This window comes from Cupriavidus sp. BIC8F, from assembly GCF_032465815.1.
Lineage (GTDB): Bacteria > Pseudomonadota > Gammaproteobacteria > Burkholderiales > Burkholderiaceae > Cupriavidus > Cupriavidus necator.
Map to the genome: position 1 here is coordinate 1,581,720 of NZ_CP136094.1, position 16,056 is coordinate 1,597,775.

The 16,056-nt window shown below is 69.1% G+C and carries 18 protein-coding genes and 1 riboswitch; of the genes, 15 read left to right on the forward strand and 3 right to left on the reverse strand.

The annotated features are described in order from the left end of the window. Positions 1–24: 24 nt before the first annotated feature. From RS901_RS07400 to RS901_RS07425, 6 genes are all read left to right on the forward strand, one after another. Positions 25–1,230 carry an FAD-dependent oxidoreductase gene (locus tag RS901_RS07400; protein ID WP_316152464.1) on the forward strand — a complete coding sequence of 402 codons (1,206 nt, stop codon included), beginning with the start codon at positions 25–27 and terminating at the stop codon, positions 1,228–1,230. Positions 1,231–1,242: 12 nt separating this feature from the next. Next, positions 1,243–1,440, forward strand: coding sequence for a sulfur carrier protein ThiS (gene thiS, locus RS901_RS07405; protein ID WP_114131108.1), 198 nt, complete (start codon positions 1,243–1,245; stop codon positions 1,438–1,440). Positions 1,441–1,443: 3 nt separating this feature from the next. Next, positions 1,444–2,280, forward strand: a complete 837-nt coding sequence (locus tag RS901_RS07410) for a thiazole synthase (protein ID WP_316152467.1) — start codon at positions 1,444–1,446, stop codon at positions 2,278–2,280. Beyond that, entirely contained in the window at positions 2,277–3,413 is a 1,137-nt protein-coding gene (locus tag RS901_RS07415; RefSeq protein WP_316152469.1) for a thiamine phosphate synthase, read from the forward strand. Before RS901_RS07410 ends, RS901_RS07415 begins: the two co-directional genes overlap by 4 nt. Positions 3,414–3,427: 14 nt before the next feature. After that, positions 3,428–3,937 carry a GNAT family N-acetyltransferase gene (locus tag RS901_RS07420; RefSeq protein WP_316152471.1) on the forward strand — a complete coding sequence of 170 codons (510 nt, stop codon included), beginning with the start codon at positions 3,428–3,430 and terminating at the stop codon, positions 3,935–3,937. Positions 3,938–4,054: 117 nt separating this feature from the next. Beyond that, entirely contained in the window at positions 4,055–4,507 is a 453-nt protein-coding gene (locus RS901_RS07425) for a PaaI family thioesterase (protein WP_316152473.1), read from the forward strand. 21 nt (positions 4,508–4,528) lie between these two features. Here RS901_RS07425 and RS901_RS07430 read toward each other — a convergent pair whose 3' ends face one another. After that, positions 4,529–4,963 (reverse strand): PGDYG domain-containing protein, encoded by a 435-nt coding sequence (locus tag RS901_RS07430; RefSeq protein WP_316152475.1) that lies wholly within the window; start codon positions 4,961–4,963, stop codon positions 4,529–4,531. A gap of 5 nt (positions 4,964–4,968) precedes the next feature. Further along, positions 4,969–5,796: a bifunctional hydroxymethylpyrimidine kinase/phosphomethylpyrimidine kinase gene (gene thiD, locus RS901_RS07435; RefSeq protein ID WP_316152477.1), complete on the reverse strand. Its 828-nt coding sequence runs from the start codon at positions 5,794–5,796 to the stop codon at positions 4,969–4,971. A gap of 58 nt (positions 5,797–5,854) precedes the next feature. After that, a riboswitch (S-adenosyl-L-homocysteine riboswitch) is annotated at positions 5,855–5,970 on the forward strand. 122 nt (positions 5,971–6,092) lie between these two features. Here thiD and ahcY point away from each other — a divergent pair. From ahcY to RS901_RS07460, 5 genes are all read left to right on the forward strand, one after another. Beyond that, positions 6,093–7,511 (forward strand): adenosylhomocysteinase, encoded by a 1,419-nt coding sequence (gene ahcY / locus RS901_RS07440; protein WP_316152479.1) that lies wholly within the window; start codon positions 6,093–6,095, stop codon positions 7,509–7,511. 70 nt (positions 7,512–7,581) lie between these two features. Further along, entirely contained in the window at positions 7,582–7,932 is a 351-nt protein-coding gene (locus RS901_RS07445) for a phage holin family protein (RefSeq protein ID WP_316152481.1), read from the forward strand. A gap of 63 nt (positions 7,933–7,995) precedes the next feature. Then, the gene (gene metF, locus RS901_RS07450) at positions 7,996–8,826 is read left to right on the forward strand and encodes a methylenetetrahydrofolate reductase [NAD(P)H] (protein WP_316152483.1); all 831 of its coding nucleotides are present in this window, start codon (positions 7,996–7,998) and stop codon (positions 8,824–8,826) included. An 8-nt stretch (positions 8,827–8,834) separates the two neighbouring features. Next, the gene (locus RS901_RS07455; RefSeq protein WP_013955327.1) at positions 8,835–9,194 is read left to right on the forward strand and encodes a TfoX/Sxy family protein; all 360 of its coding nucleotides are present in this window, start codon (positions 8,835–8,837) and stop codon (positions 9,192–9,194) included. Positions 9,195–9,245: 51 nt separating this feature from the next. Beyond that, the gene (locus RS901_RS07460; protein ID WP_316152486.1) at positions 9,246–10,004 is read left to right on the forward strand and encodes a Mut7-C RNAse domain-containing protein; all 759 of its coding nucleotides are present in this window, start codon (positions 9,246–9,248) and stop codon (positions 10,002–10,004) included. A gap of 55 nt (positions 10,005–10,059) precedes the next feature. On the opposite strand, the gene RS901_RS07465 is transcribed toward RS901_RS07460, so the two are convergent. Continuing rightward, positions 10,060–10,644, reverse strand: coding sequence for a 5-formyltetrahydrofolate cyclo-ligase (locus RS901_RS07465; RefSeq protein WP_316152487.1), 585 nt, complete (start codon positions 10,642–10,644; stop codon positions 10,060–10,062). A gap of 106 nt (positions 10,645–10,750) precedes the next feature. Here RS901_RS07465 and RS901_RS07470 point away from each other — a divergent pair, with 106 nt between their 5' ends. The 4 genes from RS901_RS07470 (at position 10,751) to RS901_RS07485 (ending at position 16,021) form a co-directional block, all read left to right on the forward strand. Next, positions 10,751–12,703 carry a lytic transglycosylase domain-containing protein gene (locus RS901_RS07470; protein WP_316152489.1) on the forward strand — a complete coding sequence of 651 codons (1,953 nt, stop codon included), beginning with the start codon at positions 10,751–10,753 and terminating at the stop codon, positions 12,701–12,703. A gap of 106 nt (positions 12,704–12,809) precedes the next feature. Continuing rightward, the gene (locus RS901_RS07475; protein ID WP_153954929.1) at positions 12,810–13,832 is read left to right on the forward strand and encodes a complex I NDUFA9 subunit family protein; all 1,023 of its coding nucleotides are present in this window, start codon (positions 12,810–12,812) and stop codon (positions 13,830–13,832) included. A 198-nt stretch (positions 13,833–14,030) separates the two neighbouring features. Continuing rightward, positions 14,031–14,729: a glutathione S-transferase family protein gene (locus RS901_RS07480; RefSeq protein ID WP_316152491.1), complete on the forward strand. Its 699-nt coding sequence runs from the start codon at positions 14,031–14,033 to the stop codon at positions 14,727–14,729. Positions 14,730–14,785: 56 nt separating this feature from the next. Continuing rightward, positions 14,786–16,021: a multifunctional CCA addition/repair protein gene (locus RS901_RS07485; RefSeq protein WP_316152493.1), complete on the forward strand. Its 1,236-nt coding sequence runs from the start codon at positions 14,786–14,788 to the stop codon at positions 16,019–16,021. Positions 16,022–16,056: the final 35 nt, after the last annotated feature.

Below are 16,056 nucleotides of genomic sequence, written 5' to 3' on the forward strand. Positions count from 1 at the left end.
GGCGCGTCCGGCACTACACCCCTCATGACAGCAGTGCAGTCGTTTGACGTCGCCATCCTCGGGGCCGGTCTTGCCGGCCGCCTGGCCGCCTGGCAACTGGTACGCAGCGGCGCCCGCGTGGCGCTGGTGGAGCGGGCCGGTCCGGACGGCGCGGGCTCGGCCGCCTATGTGGCCGCGGCCATGCTGGCGCCGCTGGCGGAATCGGCCATTGCCGAGCGCCGCATCGTCGACCTGGGCATCGCCAGCATCGACCTGTGGCGCGCGTGGCTGGCCGAATTGCCTGAGCCGGTCTTCTTCCAGGAGGACGGCACGCTGGTGGTCTGGCATGCGCGCGACCGCGCCGAGATGTCGCTGTTCACCAGCCGTGTGCGCGCGGTGGCGCCGCCCGAACTGGTGTCGCAGCGGCTGCGCGCGCTGGACGGCAAGGGCGTGGGCGAAGTCGAGCCCGCGCTGGCGGGCCGCTTCCCGCAGGGCCTGCTGCTGGCCGGCGAAGGCCAGCTCGACAACCGTGGCGCGCTGCGCGCGCTGCTGTCGTGCGCGGTCAGCGAAGGCGTGCATTGCGTCTGGGAGGCCGGCGAGGTCGATGCCGAATCGCTGCCCAGGCTCGGCATCCGTGCCGACGTGGTGCTGGACTGCCGCGGCCTGGGCGCGCGCGCGTCCTGGCCGGCACAGGTGGGCGGCACTGCCGGCGGCACCCAGCCGGGGCTGCGCGGCCTGCGCGGCGAAGTGGTGCGCGTGCATGCGCCCGACGTCAGGCTGCACCGGCCGGTACGGCTGCTGCATCCGCGCTACCCGATCTATATCGCGCCCAAGCCCAACGACCTGTACGTGATCGGTGCCACCGAGCTAGAAAGCGAGGATGATTCGCCCATGAGCGTGCGTTCCGCGCTGGAGCTGCTGTCGGCGGCGCATTCGCTGCATCCCGCCTTCGGCGAAGCGCGCGTGCTGGAGCTGAACGTGCAGCGGCGCCCGACGCGGCCCGACCACCTGCCCGCGATCCGCGTGGACCAGCGCGCGCGCGTGGTGCGCGTCAACGGCTTGTACCGGCATGGCTTTCTGATTGCGCCGGCGGTGACCGAGGCCGCGTGCGCGGTGGTGGGCGCGCTGCTCAAGGGCGATCCCGCGGCCCATGCGGTGCCGGCGGCGCTGCGCTGGCCTGGCATGATCGAGGCCGTGACCGAAGCGCCCGCCACCACCACCATGGCCGCACCCGGCGGACTGCTGCACTAACGCATGACAGACATGGATATCCTGCTCAACGGCCGACCGCTCGCCCTTGCCGATTCCGCCACGCTGGCGGACGCGGTGAGCGCGGCGCAGATCGCGCCCCCCTTTGCCGCGGCGGTCAACGGCCAGTTCGTGCCGCGCGGCGCCCACGCCAACACCCTGCTTGCGGCCGGCGACCGCATCGACCTCGTGCAACCCGTGACGGGAGGCTGACCCATGACATTCGAACCTTCCGAAACCCTGCGCGACCCGTTCGTGCTGTATGGCGAGTCGTTCGGCTCGCGCCTGCTGCTGGGCACCGCGCGCTACCCGTCGCCGGCCACGCTGGAGGCCGCCGTGCAGGCTTCGAAGCCCGCCATGATCACCGTTGCGCTGCGCCGCCAGGGCGCGGTGGGTGCAGGCGAGGGCGGCCAGGCCTTCTGGCAGATGCTCAAGGCGCTGGACGTGCCGGTGCTGCCCAATACCGCTGGCTGCTTCACCGCGCAGGAAGTGATCACCACCGCGATGATGGCGCGCGAGGTCTTCGAGACCCCGTGGATCAAGCTGGAACTGATCGGCGACGACTACACGCTGCAGCCCGATACGCTGAACCTGCCGGCCGTGGCCGAGACCCTGATCAAGGAAGGCTTCAAGGTGCTGCCGTACTGCACCGAGGACCTGGTGCTGTGCCGCCGCCTGCTCGACGTTGGCTGCCAGGCGCTGATGCCATGGGCCGCCCCGATCGGCACCGGCCGCGGCGCGGTCAACCCGCACGCGATGCGCGTGCTGCGCGAGCGCCTGCCCGACACGCCGCTGATTGTCGATGCAGGCCTCGGCCTGCCGTCGCATGCGGCGCAGGTGCTGGAGTGGGGCTACGACGGCGTGCTGCTCAATACCGCAGTGGCGCAGGCCGCTTACCCGGTCAATATGGCGCGCGCCTTTGCGCAGGCCGTTGAGGCCGGCCGCACCGCCTACCTGGCCGGGCCGATACCCGAGCGCGAGGTGGCGCAGGCCAGCACCCCGGTGGTCGGCATGCCGTTCTGGCACGCCGACAGCACGGAGCAGCGCGCATGACCCGCCGCGCCGTGCATGCCGCCAGCGACGGCCCGCTGCGCCAGGCGGTGCTGGAACACTATGGCGAGACCTTCGGCGTCGATGACAAGCCGTGGCAGGCCTGGCGCCTGGCCGACGCGCCCGCGCAACCTGGCGCCCACGACGTGCTGCTGTTCGACGGCGAAGCCGACGCAGGCACGATCGCGCGCGTCGCCGCCGCGGGCGCCACGCTGATCGAGACCGACCGCGAGGGCGGCCAGTGGGTCGACACCGTGCGCTCGCCGATGGGCACGTGGGTCTTCTCCGTCGCCGCAGACACCGACCAGCCGCATTCGCCCGCCTTTGTCGCGGTGCTGCTGGCCAGCCTGTCGCTGCATTTCCCCGCGCACGACGCGCTGTGCCTGGCACGTGCCTGGGAGCCGGGCTCGGCCGACTGGCCGTCCGACTTTGCCCGCTTCCCGCACGTGCGGCACGCCGCCCTGGTGGCGCCAGAGCAGGCCGCGGCGCCGTTCGCGCCGTGCCCCGCGCTGGGCCTGTACGTGGTGGTGCCAAGCGCCGAATGGATCGAGCGCCTGGCGCCGCTGAACGTGCCGACGGTGCAGTTGCGCTTCAAGTCCGACGACCCGGCCGCGGTGCGCGCCGAGATCGCACGCGCGGCGAAGGCCATGCAGGGCTCGTCTTCGCGCCTGTTCGTCAACGACCACTGGCAGGCCGCGATCGACTACCGCGCCGCCAACGGTGGTGAGCAGAGCGGCATCTACGGCATCCACCTCGGCCAGGAAGACCTGGATGATGCCGACCTCGACGCGATCAGCGCTTCGGGCCTGCGCCTGGGTGTCTCCACCCATGGCTATGCCGAGATGCTGCGCGTGGCCGCGATCCGCCCCAGCTACCTAGCGCTGGGCGCGATCTTCCCGACCACCACCAAGGTGATGCCGACCCAGCCGCAGGGCATGGGCCGCTTCCGCGCCTATGTGAAGCTGATGCAGCCGGTGATCCCGTCGCTGGTGGGTATCGGCGGCGTCAACGCGGCCAATATGCGCGAGGTGCTGGCCGTCGGTGTCGGCAGTGCCGCCGTGGTGCGCGCGGTGACCGAGGCTGATGACGTGCCGGCCGCGGTGGCCCGCCTGGCCAGCCTGTTCCCCGCTGCCTGAGCGCGGAGTCAGCCATGGCTGCTGCTGCGCACATCCGCCTGGCAGCGGCCGACGAGGTGCCGCGCCTGGCCGATATCGAACTGGCCGCCGCAGCGCTCTTCCCTGACGCGGACCTGCCGGCTCTGCTGCGCCTGGTCAGCACGCCCGAGCCGGTGCTGGCCGCCGCGCAGCGCGAAGCGCGCCTGTGGGTGGCCGAGCGCGATGGGGAACTCGCCGGCTTTGCGCTGGCCAGCCGCAACGGCGAGTACGCCTATCTCGATGAAATGGATGTGCACCCCGACCACGGGCGCCGCGGCATTGGGCGGGCGCTGGTAGGGGCGGTGCAGGGCTGGGCGCGGGCGGGGGGATCGCACTCGCTCAACCTGACCACCTTTGCCCACCTGCCCTGGAATGCTCCGTTCTATGCGTCGCTCGGGTTTCGCCAGCTGCGAGACGACGAGCTGTGTCCGCTGCTGGCCGATGCGCTGGCGGCGCAGCGTGCTGCGGGGCTGCGGCAGCGGGTGGCGATGCGGCAGGTGCTCTGAAGGGCGCGCGCGGCGCCAGGATTTGTGCGACATTCGCCCAGCCGCGGGAACCGAACGGGACCCCGCCGTTATGATGTTGGGCAGCACTCCCCGCCAACCACCCAGCATCCCCCCATCATGTCCTCCCAGCCCGCCCCCGAAATCACCCCCGTCGCCCCCGGCACGCCCGAGAAGCCCTACTTCGGCATCGACGTGCCGCTGATGCGCTATTTCGGCCTGCAGCCGGAGCTTATCGAGGAGGGCTATTGCCGCACGCGGCTGCCGGCGCACCCGTCGCTGGTCAACAGCCGCGGCGATGTGCATGGCGGCACGCTGATGGCGACGCTGGACTTTACGCTGAGCGGCGCCGCGCGCTCGCATGCGCCGCTGGAAACCGGCGTGATCACGATCGATATGTCCACGCATTTCCTGGCGGCCGCGCGCGGCGAGCTGACGCTGGAGGCGCGCTGCCTGCGGCGCGGCGCGCGCATTGCATTCTGCGAGGGCGAGGTCAAGGATGCTGCCGGCACCGTGGTGTGCGTGGCGCGCGCCGCATTCAAGCTGGTGCCGCTGTCCGCCGGCGGCAACTGACCCCGGCGTCGGCCTGGCCGCTCAGTCCTGCAGCGGCCGGTACACCTGTTCGAAGCGTGCGCGCTCTGTGATGCCATAGTCGCCGGGCGCGTATTGCATCAGCCAGTCGCCCGGCTTGCCGTGCAGCACGTCGCCGCCGGCGCTGCGCGCGATGCTGAAGGCCTCGTGCATCTCGCGCGCCAGTACCGGGATCGGCTTGTTGCGGTAGGCGCCGTCCTGGCCGTGCGCGAGCGGCGGCACGGCCTCGTACTTGGGGTCGAAGCGGTCGCGTGAGACGCACCAGCGGTCGCCGCCGCGGCTGGTGATGAGCGCATCGCCGGGCTGGTAGCGGTTGGGTCCCTCGCGGCTGATCAGCTCGCCGGGCCCGGTGGCGAACACCACGTCGACGACTTCATGCTTGAGGTAGAACGCGGCATCCAGATCGCTGCGCAGGTCGATATCGGCCAGCATCGTCATGTCTGTCAACCCAGCGCGCGCGGCGCGAACAAGTGGTTCAGCGGCCCGTTGCCGGCGCCCAGCCGCAGCCCCGCGCCCGCCGCGATGGCCTGTGCCACATAGTCCAGCGCCGTGCCCACTGCAGCCTCCAGCGCATCGCCGCGCGCCAGCTGCGCGGCAATCGCGGCGGCCAGCGTGCAGCCGGTGCCGTGCAGGTTGCGGGTATCGACACGCGGATGCGTGAACACGCGCACGCTTCCGTCGGCCAGCATCAGCAGGTCATCCAGGCCGCCGGCGGCGGCGCCGTCTTCGAGGTGGCCGCCCTTGAGCAGCACCGCGGGGCAGCCCATCGCGATCAGCTCGGCGGCGGCCTGTTCCATCTCGGCGCGGCGCGCGATCCTGCGCCCCAGCAGGTACGAGGCTTCGGGCAGGTTGGGTGTGACCAGCAGCGCGCGCGGGAACAGCAGTCGCACCATGGCCTGCGTGGTGGCGTCATCGGACAGCGTCGCGCCCGAGGTCGAGATCATCACCGGGTCCACCACCAGCTTGCGGATGCCGTGCCGGTCCGCCGCCGTGGCCACGGCCTCGACGATGGCGGCGGTGCCCAGCATGCCGGTCTTGGCCGCGTCCACGCCGATATCGCTGGCCACGGCATCGATCTGCGCGGCCACCATGTCGGCGGGAATGGCGTGCACGCCGGTCACGCCCAGCGTGTTCTGCGCGGTGATCGCGGTGATGGCGCTCATGCCGAAGCAGCCCAGCGCGGAAAAGGTCTTCAGGTCGGCCTGGATGCCGGCGCCGCCGCCGGAGTCGGAACCGGCGATGGTCAGGGTACGGGGTGGCGTTGGGATCATCTGTGCAGGAATCGGAGGGAGCCGGTGCGCAAGGCGCCCGGGCACGCTACAATACCGCCACTCCGAGGAGCGTTGCAACGGATGGAGGCCCGCGAAGCACATCGCGCGGCCGGCGGCACAGCCGCCCCATGCCATCCGCCAGGCTCGGACTGTCTTCAACGGCGCTCGCTGATCCGTGGTCCGCACGGAGGCGAGTCGACCTATCCGCGTGCTTCGCATGTGCCCTTGCGCCATGCCACAGCTGCCAGATTCCCCGTACTCGTCACCTGCGCGCCACTCTTCACCGGGAGTGAAACATGAACGCTGTGACCGACCTGAAGCAAGACTACCTCGTCGCCGACATCAACCTGGCCGGCTGGGGCCGCAAGGAAATCGCCATTGCCGAGACCGAAATGCCCGGCCTGATGGCGATCCGCGACGAATTCGCCGCCGCGCAGCCGCTCAAGGGCGCGCGCATCGCCGGCTCGCTGCACATGACCATCCAGACCGCCGTGCTGATCGAGACGCTCAAGGCACTGGGCGCCGACGTGCGCTGGGCCTCGTGCAACATCTACTCGACCCAGGACCACGCCGCTGCCGCGATCGCCGCCGGCGGCACGCCGGTGTTCGCCTTCAAGGGCGAATCGCTGAAGGAATACTGGGACTTCACGCACCGCATCTTCGACTGGTCGGACGGCGGCACCCCCAACATGATCCTGGACGACGGCGGCGACGCCACGCTGCTGCTGCACCTGGGTGCGCGCGCCGAGAAGGACGCGTCGCTCATCGCCAAGCCGGGCAGCGAGGAAGAGACCTACCTGTTCGCCGCCATCAAGGAAAAGCTGGCCAAGGATCCGAGCTGGTACAGCCGCAACCTGGAGGCCATCCGCGGCGTGACCGAGGAAACCACCACCGGCGTGCACCGCTTGTACCAGATGGCCCAGAAGGGCGAACTGCGCTTCCCGGCCATCAACGTCAACGACTCGGTGACCAAGAGCAAGTTCGACAACCTGTATGGCTGCCGTGAGTCGCTGGTGGACGGCATCAAGCGCGCCACCGACGTGATGATCGCCGGCAAGGTTGCCATCGTGGCCGGCTACGGCGACGTGGGCAAGGGCAGCGCACAGGCGCTGCGCGCGCTGTCGGCGCAGGTGTGGGTGACCGAGATCGACCCGATCTGCGCGCTGCAGGCCGCGATGGAAGGCTACCGCGTGGTGACCATGGACTACGCCGCGGAGCATGGCGATATCTTCGTCACCTGCACCGGCAACTACCATGTCATCACCCATGACCACATGGCAAAGATGAAGGACCAGGCCATCGTCTGCAATATCGGCCACTTCGACAACGAGATCGACATCGCCTCGATCGAGAAGTACGAATGGGATGAGATCAAGCCGCAGGTCGATCACGTCAGGTTCCCCGACGGCAAGAAGCTGATCATCCTGGCCAAGGGCCGCCTGGTGAACCTGGGCTGCGCCACCGGCCACCCGTCGTACGTGATGAGCAGCTCGTTCGCCAACCAGACCATCGCCCAGATTGAACTCTGGCAGGAACGCGACAGCGGCAAGTATCCGGTCGGCGTCTACACGCTGCCCAAGCACCTGGACGAGAAGGTGGCGCGCCTGCAGCTGCGCAAGCTGAACGCGCAGTTGACCGAGCTGACCGAACAGCAGGCCGCGTACATCGGCGTGAAGAAGGAAGGCCCGTACAAGGCCGACCACTACCGCTACTGATCCGCGCAGGAAGGCAGGGCTCCCCCTCCCGCTTGCGGGAGAGGGGAGAAACCACATTCAAGGAGCCGTCATGAGACTACTGGTCGTCTGGGTCATCAACGCCGTTGCGCTGTTCGTGCTGCCGTACCTCATCTCGTCGATCCACATCAAGAGCTTCGGCTCGGCGATGCTGGCGGCGCTGGTGCTGGGCCTGGTCAATACGCTGATCCGTCCGATCCTGGTGATCCTGACGCTGCCGGTCACGCTGCTGACGCTGGGGTTGTTTATCTTCGTCATCAACGCGCTGCTGTTCCTGTTTGTCGGCAACCTGCTGTCGGGCTTTACCGTCGGCGGCTTCTGGGCGGCCCTGCTGGGCTCCATCCTGTACAGTGTGATCTCGTGGCTGCTGGCCAGCCTGCTGCTGGGCGAACGCAACGCCTGACGCGGCGCCTGCACTGTCACGAATCCCATTTCGCGCGCCGCGCCAACGCGGCGCGCCACCATCATGCAAGACCGCTACTTCAGCTTTGAATTCTTCCCGCCCAAGACGGCGGAGGGCACGGAGAAACTGCGCAACACGCGTGCGCAGCTGGCCCCGCTCAAGCCCAAGTACATCTCGGTGACGTTCGGCGCCGGCGGCACCACGCAGCAGGGCACGCTGGACGCGGTGCTGGAAATCCAGCGCGAAGGCATCGAGGCCGCGCCGCACCTGTCGTGCGTGGGCTCGTCGCGCGAGAGCATCCGCGCCGTCCTGCAGCAGTACCGCGACGGCGGCATCCGCCATATCGTCGCGCTGCGCGGCGACATGCCCTCGGGCATGGGCGAGATCGGCGAGTTCCGCTACGCCAACGAACTGGTCGAGTTTATCCGCGCCGAGACCGGCGACTGGTTCAACATCGAAGTCGCGGCCTACCCCGAGTACCACCCGCAGGCCAAGTCGCCGCGCCACGATCTCGAGAACTTCGTGCGCAAGGTCAAGGCCGGCGCCAACTCGGCGATCACGCAGTATTTCTACAACGCTGACGCCTACTTCCGCTTTGTCGATGACGTGCGCGCGACGGGCCTCGAGGTGCCGATCGTGCCGGGCATCATGCCGATCACCAACTACACGCAGCTGATGCGCTTCTCCGAGACGTGCGGCGCCGAAGTGCCGCGCTGGGTGGCCAAGCGGCTGGAGAGCTTCGGCGACGACCGCGAATCGATCCGAGCCTTCGGCCTGGACGTGGTCACCGCGCTGTGCGAGCGTCTGCTCGCCGCGGGCGTGCCGGGCCTGCACTTCTACACGCTCAATGCCGCCGGCGCCACCAAGGCGATCTGGCAGCGCCTGAAGCTGTAACGCCCGCCATGGCCACGCGCCGCCCCGATCCCTTCATCGAACATCTGCTCGAGCTGATGGGGCCGCTGGCGGCGCGCATCGGTCCTGTCAGCGCCAGGCGCATGTTTGGCGGCCATGGCCTGTTCTATGACGGGCTGATGTTTGCGCTGGTGTCGGGCGGAACCTGCTACCTGAAGGCGGATGACGCCACGCGCGGCAAGTTCGAGGCCGAGGGCAGCGAACCCTTCCGCTATCAGTCGGCGAAGCGCGAGGTCACCATGCGCCACTACCTGAGCCTGCCGCCGGCGGCGCTGGAATCGCCCGGCGCGATGACGCCGTGGGCGAAGCTGGCGGTGGAGGCGGCGCTGCGGCTGGGGAATGCGGGCTGAGGCAAGGTCCCGCTATCGCGCCGAACTGCCGACAGTGCCATACTCGGCACCATGGTCACCGCCACCTTCCGCTTCTACGAGGAACTGAACGACTTCCTCGCGCCGGACCAGCGCCGGCGTGACCTGTCCTGCGCCTGCGCGCGCGCCGCCACGGTCAAGCACATGATCGAGGCGCTGGGCGTTCCGCATACCGAAGTCGAGCTGATCCTGGTCAATGGCGAATCGTCCGGGTTCGAGCGGCAGCTGTGCGATGGCGACCGGGTCTCCGTCTATCCCAAGTTCGAACGGCTCGATGTGTCCCCGCTGCTGCGGGTACGCGAGCAGCCGCTGCGGGTGATGCGCTTTGTCGCCGACGCGCACCTGGGCGGCCTGGCGCACCTGTTGCGCATGACCGGCTTCGACACCCTCTACGACAACCATTTCGAAGACAGCGAGATCGAGCGCATCGCCGTCGACCAGGGCCGCGTTGTGCTGACGCGCGACCGCGAGCTGCTCAAGCGCCGCGCCATCACCCACGGCTGTTATGTGCGCGCGATCAAGTCGCAGCTGCAGGTGCGGGAGATCTTTGCGCGGCTGGACCTGGCGCGCAGCGCACGGCCGTTTTCGCTATGTCTGGACTGCAATGCGCCGCTGCGTGCGCTGGATGCGGCCGGCGCGGCCGGGCGCGTGCCGCAGGGGGTGCTGGAGCGCCATCGCAGCTTTGTCACCTGCGACCAGTGCCGGCGCGTGTTCTGGGAGGGCTCGCACTGGCGCTGCATGCGTGCGCTGGTGGATGAGCTGGTGCGGGGCGCCGAGGCCGAGCCGGGTTAGTGTCCTGTCCCGCACATACCTTGCCATTTTGGCAAGCTATCTACGGAACAGGACACTAGAACGCGCCGGACTCCGTGACGATCCAGTCCATGGCAATGTCATGCGGCTGCGCCTGCAACGGTAGCCGGCAGCTTTCGTAGCCAATGCCGATCGCCACTGGCCGCTGCGCCATGGCCGCCAGCGTGCGGTCGTAGAAGCCGCCGCCGTAGCCCAGGCGGAACTTGTCCGGGCTGAAACCGACACAGGGTATGAGCAGCGCCTCGGGCGTCACGGCCTCGGTGCCGTCCGGCACCGGGATGCCGTAGTGGCCGGTGGCCATGGGCGTGTCCGGTGTCCACAGGTGGAAATCCAGCGGCGCGCCCGGGCGGCTGACCGACGGCAGCGCGGCGCTGCGGCCAGGCATGGCGGCGAGCCAGCGGCCGACCGCCTCGCGCGCATCGAACTCCTGCTGGATCGGCCAGTAGAAACCCAGGCAGCGCACGGCCAGGCCGGCCAGCAATCCGGACAGCGCGGCGGCGATGCGTGCGTCGGCTTCGGCGCGTGCGGGCAGGGCGGCGCGCTGCGCCAGCAACTGCGTGCGCAGTGCACGACGGTCGTCGGCGGCGGGGTTGGGTGCGGTCGTGACAGGAGTGGATGACATGGCGTGGGATAATGCCCCTCGTCCGAACCAAACACGGACGGCGGAGCCGCGGCTGGGCACAAGGTTGCACGCGCCGGCGCCGCCGTCATCGACAAGGAAGCAAAGAATGCTGAAGGGAGTATATCTGCAGCGTGCCGGCCGGGCCGCCTGGATCGCGCTGGCATGTGCACTGCTTGTCACGCCCGTCCATGCGCAGAAGCGCCCGCAGGCGGTGTCGCGCCCGCAGGCGGCGGTGATCCCGAGCGATCCCGACGAGGCCTTCACCGCGCTGCGCGAAGCCGCGCGCAAGAACGACGTGGAACGCGCCTACGCGATCTCGGCCACGCTGGTGGACTACCCGGTCCCGTCCTATGTTGAGTACTTCCGCATCAAGCCGCAACTGTTCGACGCCAGCGGCCTGGCGCGCATCGATGCGCCCGACGACCAGGTGCGCGCATTCCTGCAGCGCTACAAGGGCGATGCCATTGCCGACCGCATGCGCAATGACTGGCTGCTGGTGCTGGGCAAGAAGCGCGACTGGGCCAATTTCGATGTCGAGTATCCGCAGTTCGCGCTCAAGGACGATACCCAGGTCGAGTGCTATGCGCTGCTGTCGCGCGCGCTCAAGGGCCAGAACGTGGCCGCCGATGCGCGCAATGTGCTGAGCGACCCCAAGTACTACGGCGAAGGCTGTGTCGACCTGATCGGCTACCTGGCGCAAAGCCAGCAGATCCAGCGCAGCGATGTCGCCTACCAGGCGCGTCTGGCGCTGGAACAGAACTATGTCACGCTGGCCGGCAAGATCGCCGCGCTGGTGCCCGACGCGCGCGCGGATGGCGATACGCTCGCCACCGTCGTCAAGATGGCGCGCAACGACCCGTCGCAGGCTGCAGCCTACCTCGGCACGGCCCAGGGCGCGCTGTCGCGCGACGAGCAGGGCGCGGCCTGGGGCGTGATCGGCCAGTTTGCCGCCAAGAAGCTGCTGCCCGACGCAGCCGGCTACTACCGCCGCCAGATGGACCTGGGCGGCAACCAGTGGCTCTCCGACGACACGCAGGAATGGCGCGTGCGCGCCGCGCTGCGCCAGGGCGACTGGAAGCAGGTGCGCCAGGCGGTGGAGCTGATGCGCCCCGAACTGCGCGCCAAGGACCCGGCCTGGATCTACTGGTATGGCCGCGCGCTCAAGGCCGACGGCCGCGACACCGAGGCCCAGCAGAACTTCCAGCAGATCGCCGGCCAGTTCAATTTCTACGGCCAGTTGGCCAGCGAAGAGCTGGGCAACCGCATCACGCTGCCGGCGCGCACCACCGTCAGCGACGCCGAGGCCATGGCCATGCGCACGCGCGCCGGTTTTCAGCGGGCGCAGAAATTCTATGCGATGAACCTGCGCTTCGAAGGCAACCGCGAGTGGAACTGGGAGCTGCGCAATATGAGCGACCGCGAGCTGCTGGCCGCGGCCGAGTATGCGCGCCGGCTGGAACTGCTGGACCGCACCGTCAACTCCGCCGACCGCACCCGCAACGAACATGACTTCACGCTGCGTTTCCTGATGCCGTACCGCGACATCATGCAGCGCGCCACCGACGATGTCGGCCTGGACATGGCGTGGGTCTACGGCCTGATCCGCCAGGAATCGCGCTTCCTCATGAACGCGCGCTCGTCGGCGGGCGCACATGGCCTGATGCAGGTGATGCCGGCCACAGCCAAGTACGTCGCGCGCAAGATCGGTATGGCCGACTTTTCGCCGTCGATGATGGCCGATCCCAATATCAACATCCTGCTTGGCACCAACTACCTGAACATGGTGCTGACCGACCTGGACAGCTCGTGGACGCTGGCTTCGGCTGCGTACAACGCAGGCCCGGGCCGGCCCAAGGCCTGGCGCAGCACGCTGGCGCAGCCGGTGGAAGGCGCGATCTTTGCAGAGACCATTCCGTTCAATGAAACGCGCGGCTATGTGAAGAATGTGCTTTCCAACGCCACGTACTATGCTGCATTGATGAGTGGCCGGCCGCAGTCGCTGAAATCGCGCCTGGGCATGGTCGCGCCGTCGGCGGTGACCACTACCAGCCTGCCCTGAAGTTGCCCCTGTGGGGGCGGGCAGGACGGGCCCTGCCGGGACGATCCGGCGGGCCCGGGCTGGCGCAGGGTGCGGCGGCGTGCAGTTTTCTTGGCACGGAGGCATCATGCAGACCAGCAACGTCCTCGTCATCGGTGGTGCCGGCTTTATCGGCAGCCACCTCGTCTCGCGCCTGGCCGGGGCTGCCTCGGCCTCGGGCGCGCCGCTGGAGCCCGGCGCCAACCCCGATTCCCCCATCGCCCCAGACCGCATCGTAGTCGGCACGCGCAATATCGAGCACGCGCAGCACCTGCTGCTGCTGCCGCGCGTGGAGGTGGTGGAGCTGGGCCTGGCCGACAATGCCGCGCTGGACGACGCCATCGGCTCGCTGGGCGTGGATGGCATCGTCGTCAACCTGGTGGGCGTGCTGCACGGCGAGCGCGCCGACCCCTACGGCGAAGCCTTTGCCAGCGCGCATGTGGAGATGGTGCGGCAGATCGCAGCGTCGTGCCTGTCCACCGGCGTGCGCCGGCTGTTGCATATGAGCGCGCTGGGCGCGGACAGCAACGGGCCGTCGATGTACCTGCGCAGCAAGGGCGACGGCGAGCGCGTGGTGCGTGCCAGCGGGCTGGACTGGACCATCTTCCGGCCCTCGGTGGTGTTCGGCCCCGACGACCATTTCCTGAACCTGTTCGCCCACATGCAACAGATGGCCCCGGTGGTGCCGCTGGCGTGCGCGCATGCGCGCTTCCAGCCGGTATTCGTGCAGGATGTGGTGCAGGCCTACCTGAATGCCATGGTGAACCCGGCCACGATCGGCCACGGCTATGAGCTGGGCGGCCCGCAGGTCTATACGCTGGAAGAGCTGGTGCGCTTTGCCGGCCGCGCTTCCGGGCATCCGCGCCCGGTGATCGCGCTGCCCGATGCACTGGCACGGGTGCAGGCCAGCATCATGGAGCATATGCCGGGCGAACCGCTGCTGTCGCGCGACAACCTCGACTCGATGCAGCTCGACAATGTGCTGGAACACCCGGTCGCACCCGAACTGAACCTGCATCCGGCCAGCCTGGAGTCGATCATGACCGACGCGCTGGCCGGGCGCAACCGCGATACCACGCTGACCCATATGCGCGCGAGCGTGCACCGCTGACGGGCCCGGCGGCCCGGTGCGCGCATCGATGCGCCCTATGTGACCGGATTTCATATCGGTTGCTAGCGCAATTCACTTTGATGCGGACGGCCGCGCTGGCAGAATGACCAGTCCGGCGCGCGGCCGCCATGCCGTCCTGCAGGCGGCAGGCGCCGCGCCTGCGCCGTCTCCCTCCGTTTCCTCCCCCAAGGACCCACGATGAAGCTCGTCATCGGCAACAAGAACTATTCCTCCTGGTCGCTGCGCCCGTGGCTGTTGCTGCGCCAGGCCGGCATTGATTTCGAAGAAGTGCAGGTGCGCCTGTTCACCGGCAGCTTCGCCGCCGAGATCGCGCGCTACTCGCCCGCGGGCAAGGTGCCGGCGCTGGTCGATGGCGAGGTCACGGTGTGGGATTCGCTGGCGATCTCCGAGTATCTGGCCGAGCGCTTCCCGGAAAAGCACCTGTGGCCGGCCGACCGCGCCCAGCGTGCAGTAGCGCGCGCAGTCTGCGCCGAGATGCATTCGGGCTTCGGCAACCTGCGCAACCAGTTGCCGATGAACGTGACCGCGGTGCTGCCAGGGCGCGGCTGGAACGTGGCCGTGCAGCGCGACGTGGAGCGCATCGCCGCGATCTGGGAAGGGCTGCGCCAGCAGCACGGCGCGAACGGGCCGTTCCTGTTCGGCGAGTTCACCGTGGCCGACGCGTTCTTCGCGCCGGTGGTGAGCCGCTTTGCCACCTACGGCATCCACCTGCCCGATGACGCCGAAGCGGCCAAGGCCTACGCCGACTTCATGCTGGCGCTGCCGGCAATGCAGGAATGGATTGCCGGCGCACGCGAGGAACGCGACTTCCTGGCCGACGACGAACCCTACCGGCTGGCCCCGGATCGTCCCGATGCGATAATCATCAACCACTAGCGATACCGCCGGCGCCGGGCACCTGCCCGGCACCGGCCCATGACGAGGCCACAACGATGCAGGTGTATGCCGTCGGCGGCGCGATCCGCGACGAACTGCTGGGCAAGCCCAGCCAGGACCGCGACTACGTGGTCGTTGGCGCGACCCCGGCGCAGATGGAGGCCGCGGGCTTTCGCCCGGTGGGCAAGGATTTCCCGGTCTTCCTGCATCCGCGCACCAAAGAGGAATACGCGCTGGCCCGCACCGAACGCAAGACGGCGATGGGCTACAAGGGCTTTGCCTTTTATTGCGAGCCCGATGTCACGCTGGAAGACGACCTGGTGCGGCGCGACCTCACCATCAACGCGATGGCGCGCGCGGTCGGTGCCGACGGTAACCTGACCGGCCCGGTCATCGATCCGCACGGCGGCCAGCGCGATCTGGCCGCGCGCCTGTTCCGGCATGTCTCCGACGCTTTTGCCGAAGACCCGGTGCGCATCCTGCGCGTGGCCCGCTTTGCCGCGCGCTTCCATGAATTCGACGTCGCCGCCGAGACCATGCGGCTGATGCGCGAGATGGTCGCCGCCGGCGAGGTCGACGCGCTGGTGCCCGAGCGCGTCTGGCAAGAGCTGGCGCGCGGGCTGATGGAAGCGAAGCCGTCGCGCATGTTCGAAGTGCTGCGCGAATGCGGCGCGCTGGCGCGGCTGCTGCCCGAGTTGGAGCGCCTGTGGGGCGTGCCCCAGCGCGCCGACTACCATCCCGAAATCGATACCGGCGTGCACGTGATGATGGTGATCGATCAGGCCGCCGCCATGGGCGCGCCGCTCACGGTGCGCTTTGCCGCGCTGGTGCATGACCTGGGCAAGGGCACCACGCCCGCGGACGTGCTGCCGCGCCATATCGGCCACGAAACGCGCAGCGCGCAGCTGCTCGAAGACGTCTGCGCGCGCCTGCGCGTGCCCAATGAGTGCCGCGACTTGGCGCTGGTGGTGGCGCGCGAGCACGGCAATATCCACCGTTCGCTCGAGTTCAGCGCCGCGGCGGTGATGCGCCTGCTCGAGCGCTGCGATGCGCTGCGCAAGGCGGCACGCTTCGCCGAGGCGCTGCAGGCCTGCGAGGCCGACCTGCGCGGGCGCAAGGGCTTCGAAGCGAGCCCCTACCCGCAGGCGGCGCGCCTGCTGGCGGCGCTGGAGGCTGCGGCGGGCGTCGATGCCGGCGCCATCGCGCGTGCCTGCGGCGATGACGTGGGCCAGATCCGCGATCGCGTCCATGCCGCGCGCGTGGCGGCGGTGGCGGCGCGCATCGGCGGTTGAGCGTAGCGCACCGGACGTACTGGACTCGTCGGCGC

What these genes read in the sequence shown, in the direction of transcription:
- RS901_RS07400 (WP_316152464.1), top strand. Translation starts at nt 25, where the DNA reads ATGACAGCAGTGCAGTCGTTTGACGTCGCCATCCTCGGGGCCGGTCTT.
- thiS (WP_114131108.1), top strand. Translation starts at nt 1,243, where the DNA reads ATGGATATCCTGCTCAACGGCCGACCGCTCGCCCTTGCCGATTCCGCC.
- RS901_RS07410 (WP_316152467.1), top strand. Translation starts at nt 1,444, where the DNA reads ATGACATTCGAACCTTCCGAAACCCTGCGCGACCCGTTCGTGCTGTAT.
- RS901_RS07415 (WP_316152469.1), top strand. Translation starts at nt 2,277, where the DNA reads ATGACCCGCCGCGCCGTGCATGCCGCCAGCGACGGCCCGCTGCGCCAG.
- RS901_RS07420 (WP_316152471.1), top strand. Translation starts at nt 3,428, where the DNA reads ATGGCTGCTGCTGCGCACATCCGCCTGGCAGCGGCCGACGAGGTGCCG.
- RS901_RS07425 (WP_316152473.1), top strand. Translation starts at nt 4,055, where the DNA reads ATGTCCTCCCAGCCCGCCCCCGAAATCACCCCCGTCGCCCCCGGCACG.
- RS901_RS07430 (WP_316152475.1), bottom strand. Translation starts at nt 4,963, where the DNA reads ATGACGATGCTGGCCGATATCGACCTGCGCAGCGATCTGGATGCCGCG.
- thiD (WP_316152477.1), bottom strand. Translation starts at nt 5,796, where the DNA reads ATGATCCCAACGCCACCCCGTACCCTGACCATCGCCGGTTCCGACTCC.
- ahcY (WP_316152479.1), top strand. Translation starts at nt 6,093, where the DNA reads ATGAACGCTGTGACCGACCTGAAGCAAGACTACCTCGTCGCCGACATC.
- RS901_RS07445 (WP_316152481.1), top strand. Translation starts at nt 7,582, where the DNA reads ATGAGACTACTGGTCGTCTGGGTCATCAACGCCGTTGCGCTGTTCGTG.
- metF (WP_316152483.1), top strand. Translation starts at nt 7,996, where the DNA reads ATGCAAGACCGCTACTTCAGCTTTGAATTCTTCCCGCCCAAGACGGCG.
- RS901_RS07455 (WP_013955327.1), top strand. Translation starts at nt 8,835, where the DNA reads ATGGCCACGCGCCGCCCCGATCCCTTCATCGAACATCTGCTCGAGCTG.
- RS901_RS07460 (WP_316152486.1), top strand. Translation starts at nt 9,246, where the DNA reads ATGGTCACCGCCACCTTCCGCTTCTACGAGGAACTGAACGACTTCCTC.
- RS901_RS07465 (WP_316152487.1), bottom strand. Translation starts at nt 10,644, where the DNA reads ATGTCATCCACTCCTGTCACGACCGCACCCAACCCCGCCGCCGACGAC.
- RS901_RS07470 (WP_316152489.1), top strand. Translation starts at nt 10,751, where the DNA reads ATGCTGAAGGGAGTATATCTGCAGCGTGCCGGCCGGGCCGCCTGGATC.
- RS901_RS07475 (WP_153954929.1), top strand. Translation starts at nt 12,810, where the DNA reads ATGCAGACCAGCAACGTCCTCGTCATCGGTGGTGCCGGCTTTATCGGC.
- RS901_RS07480 (WP_316152491.1), top strand. Translation starts at nt 14,031, where the DNA reads ATGAAGCTCGTCATCGGCAACAAGAACTATTCCTCCTGGTCGCTGCGC.
- RS901_RS07485 (WP_316152493.1), top strand. Translation starts at nt 14,786, where the DNA reads ATGCAGGTGTATGCCGTCGGCGGCGCGATCCGCGACGAACTGCTGGGC.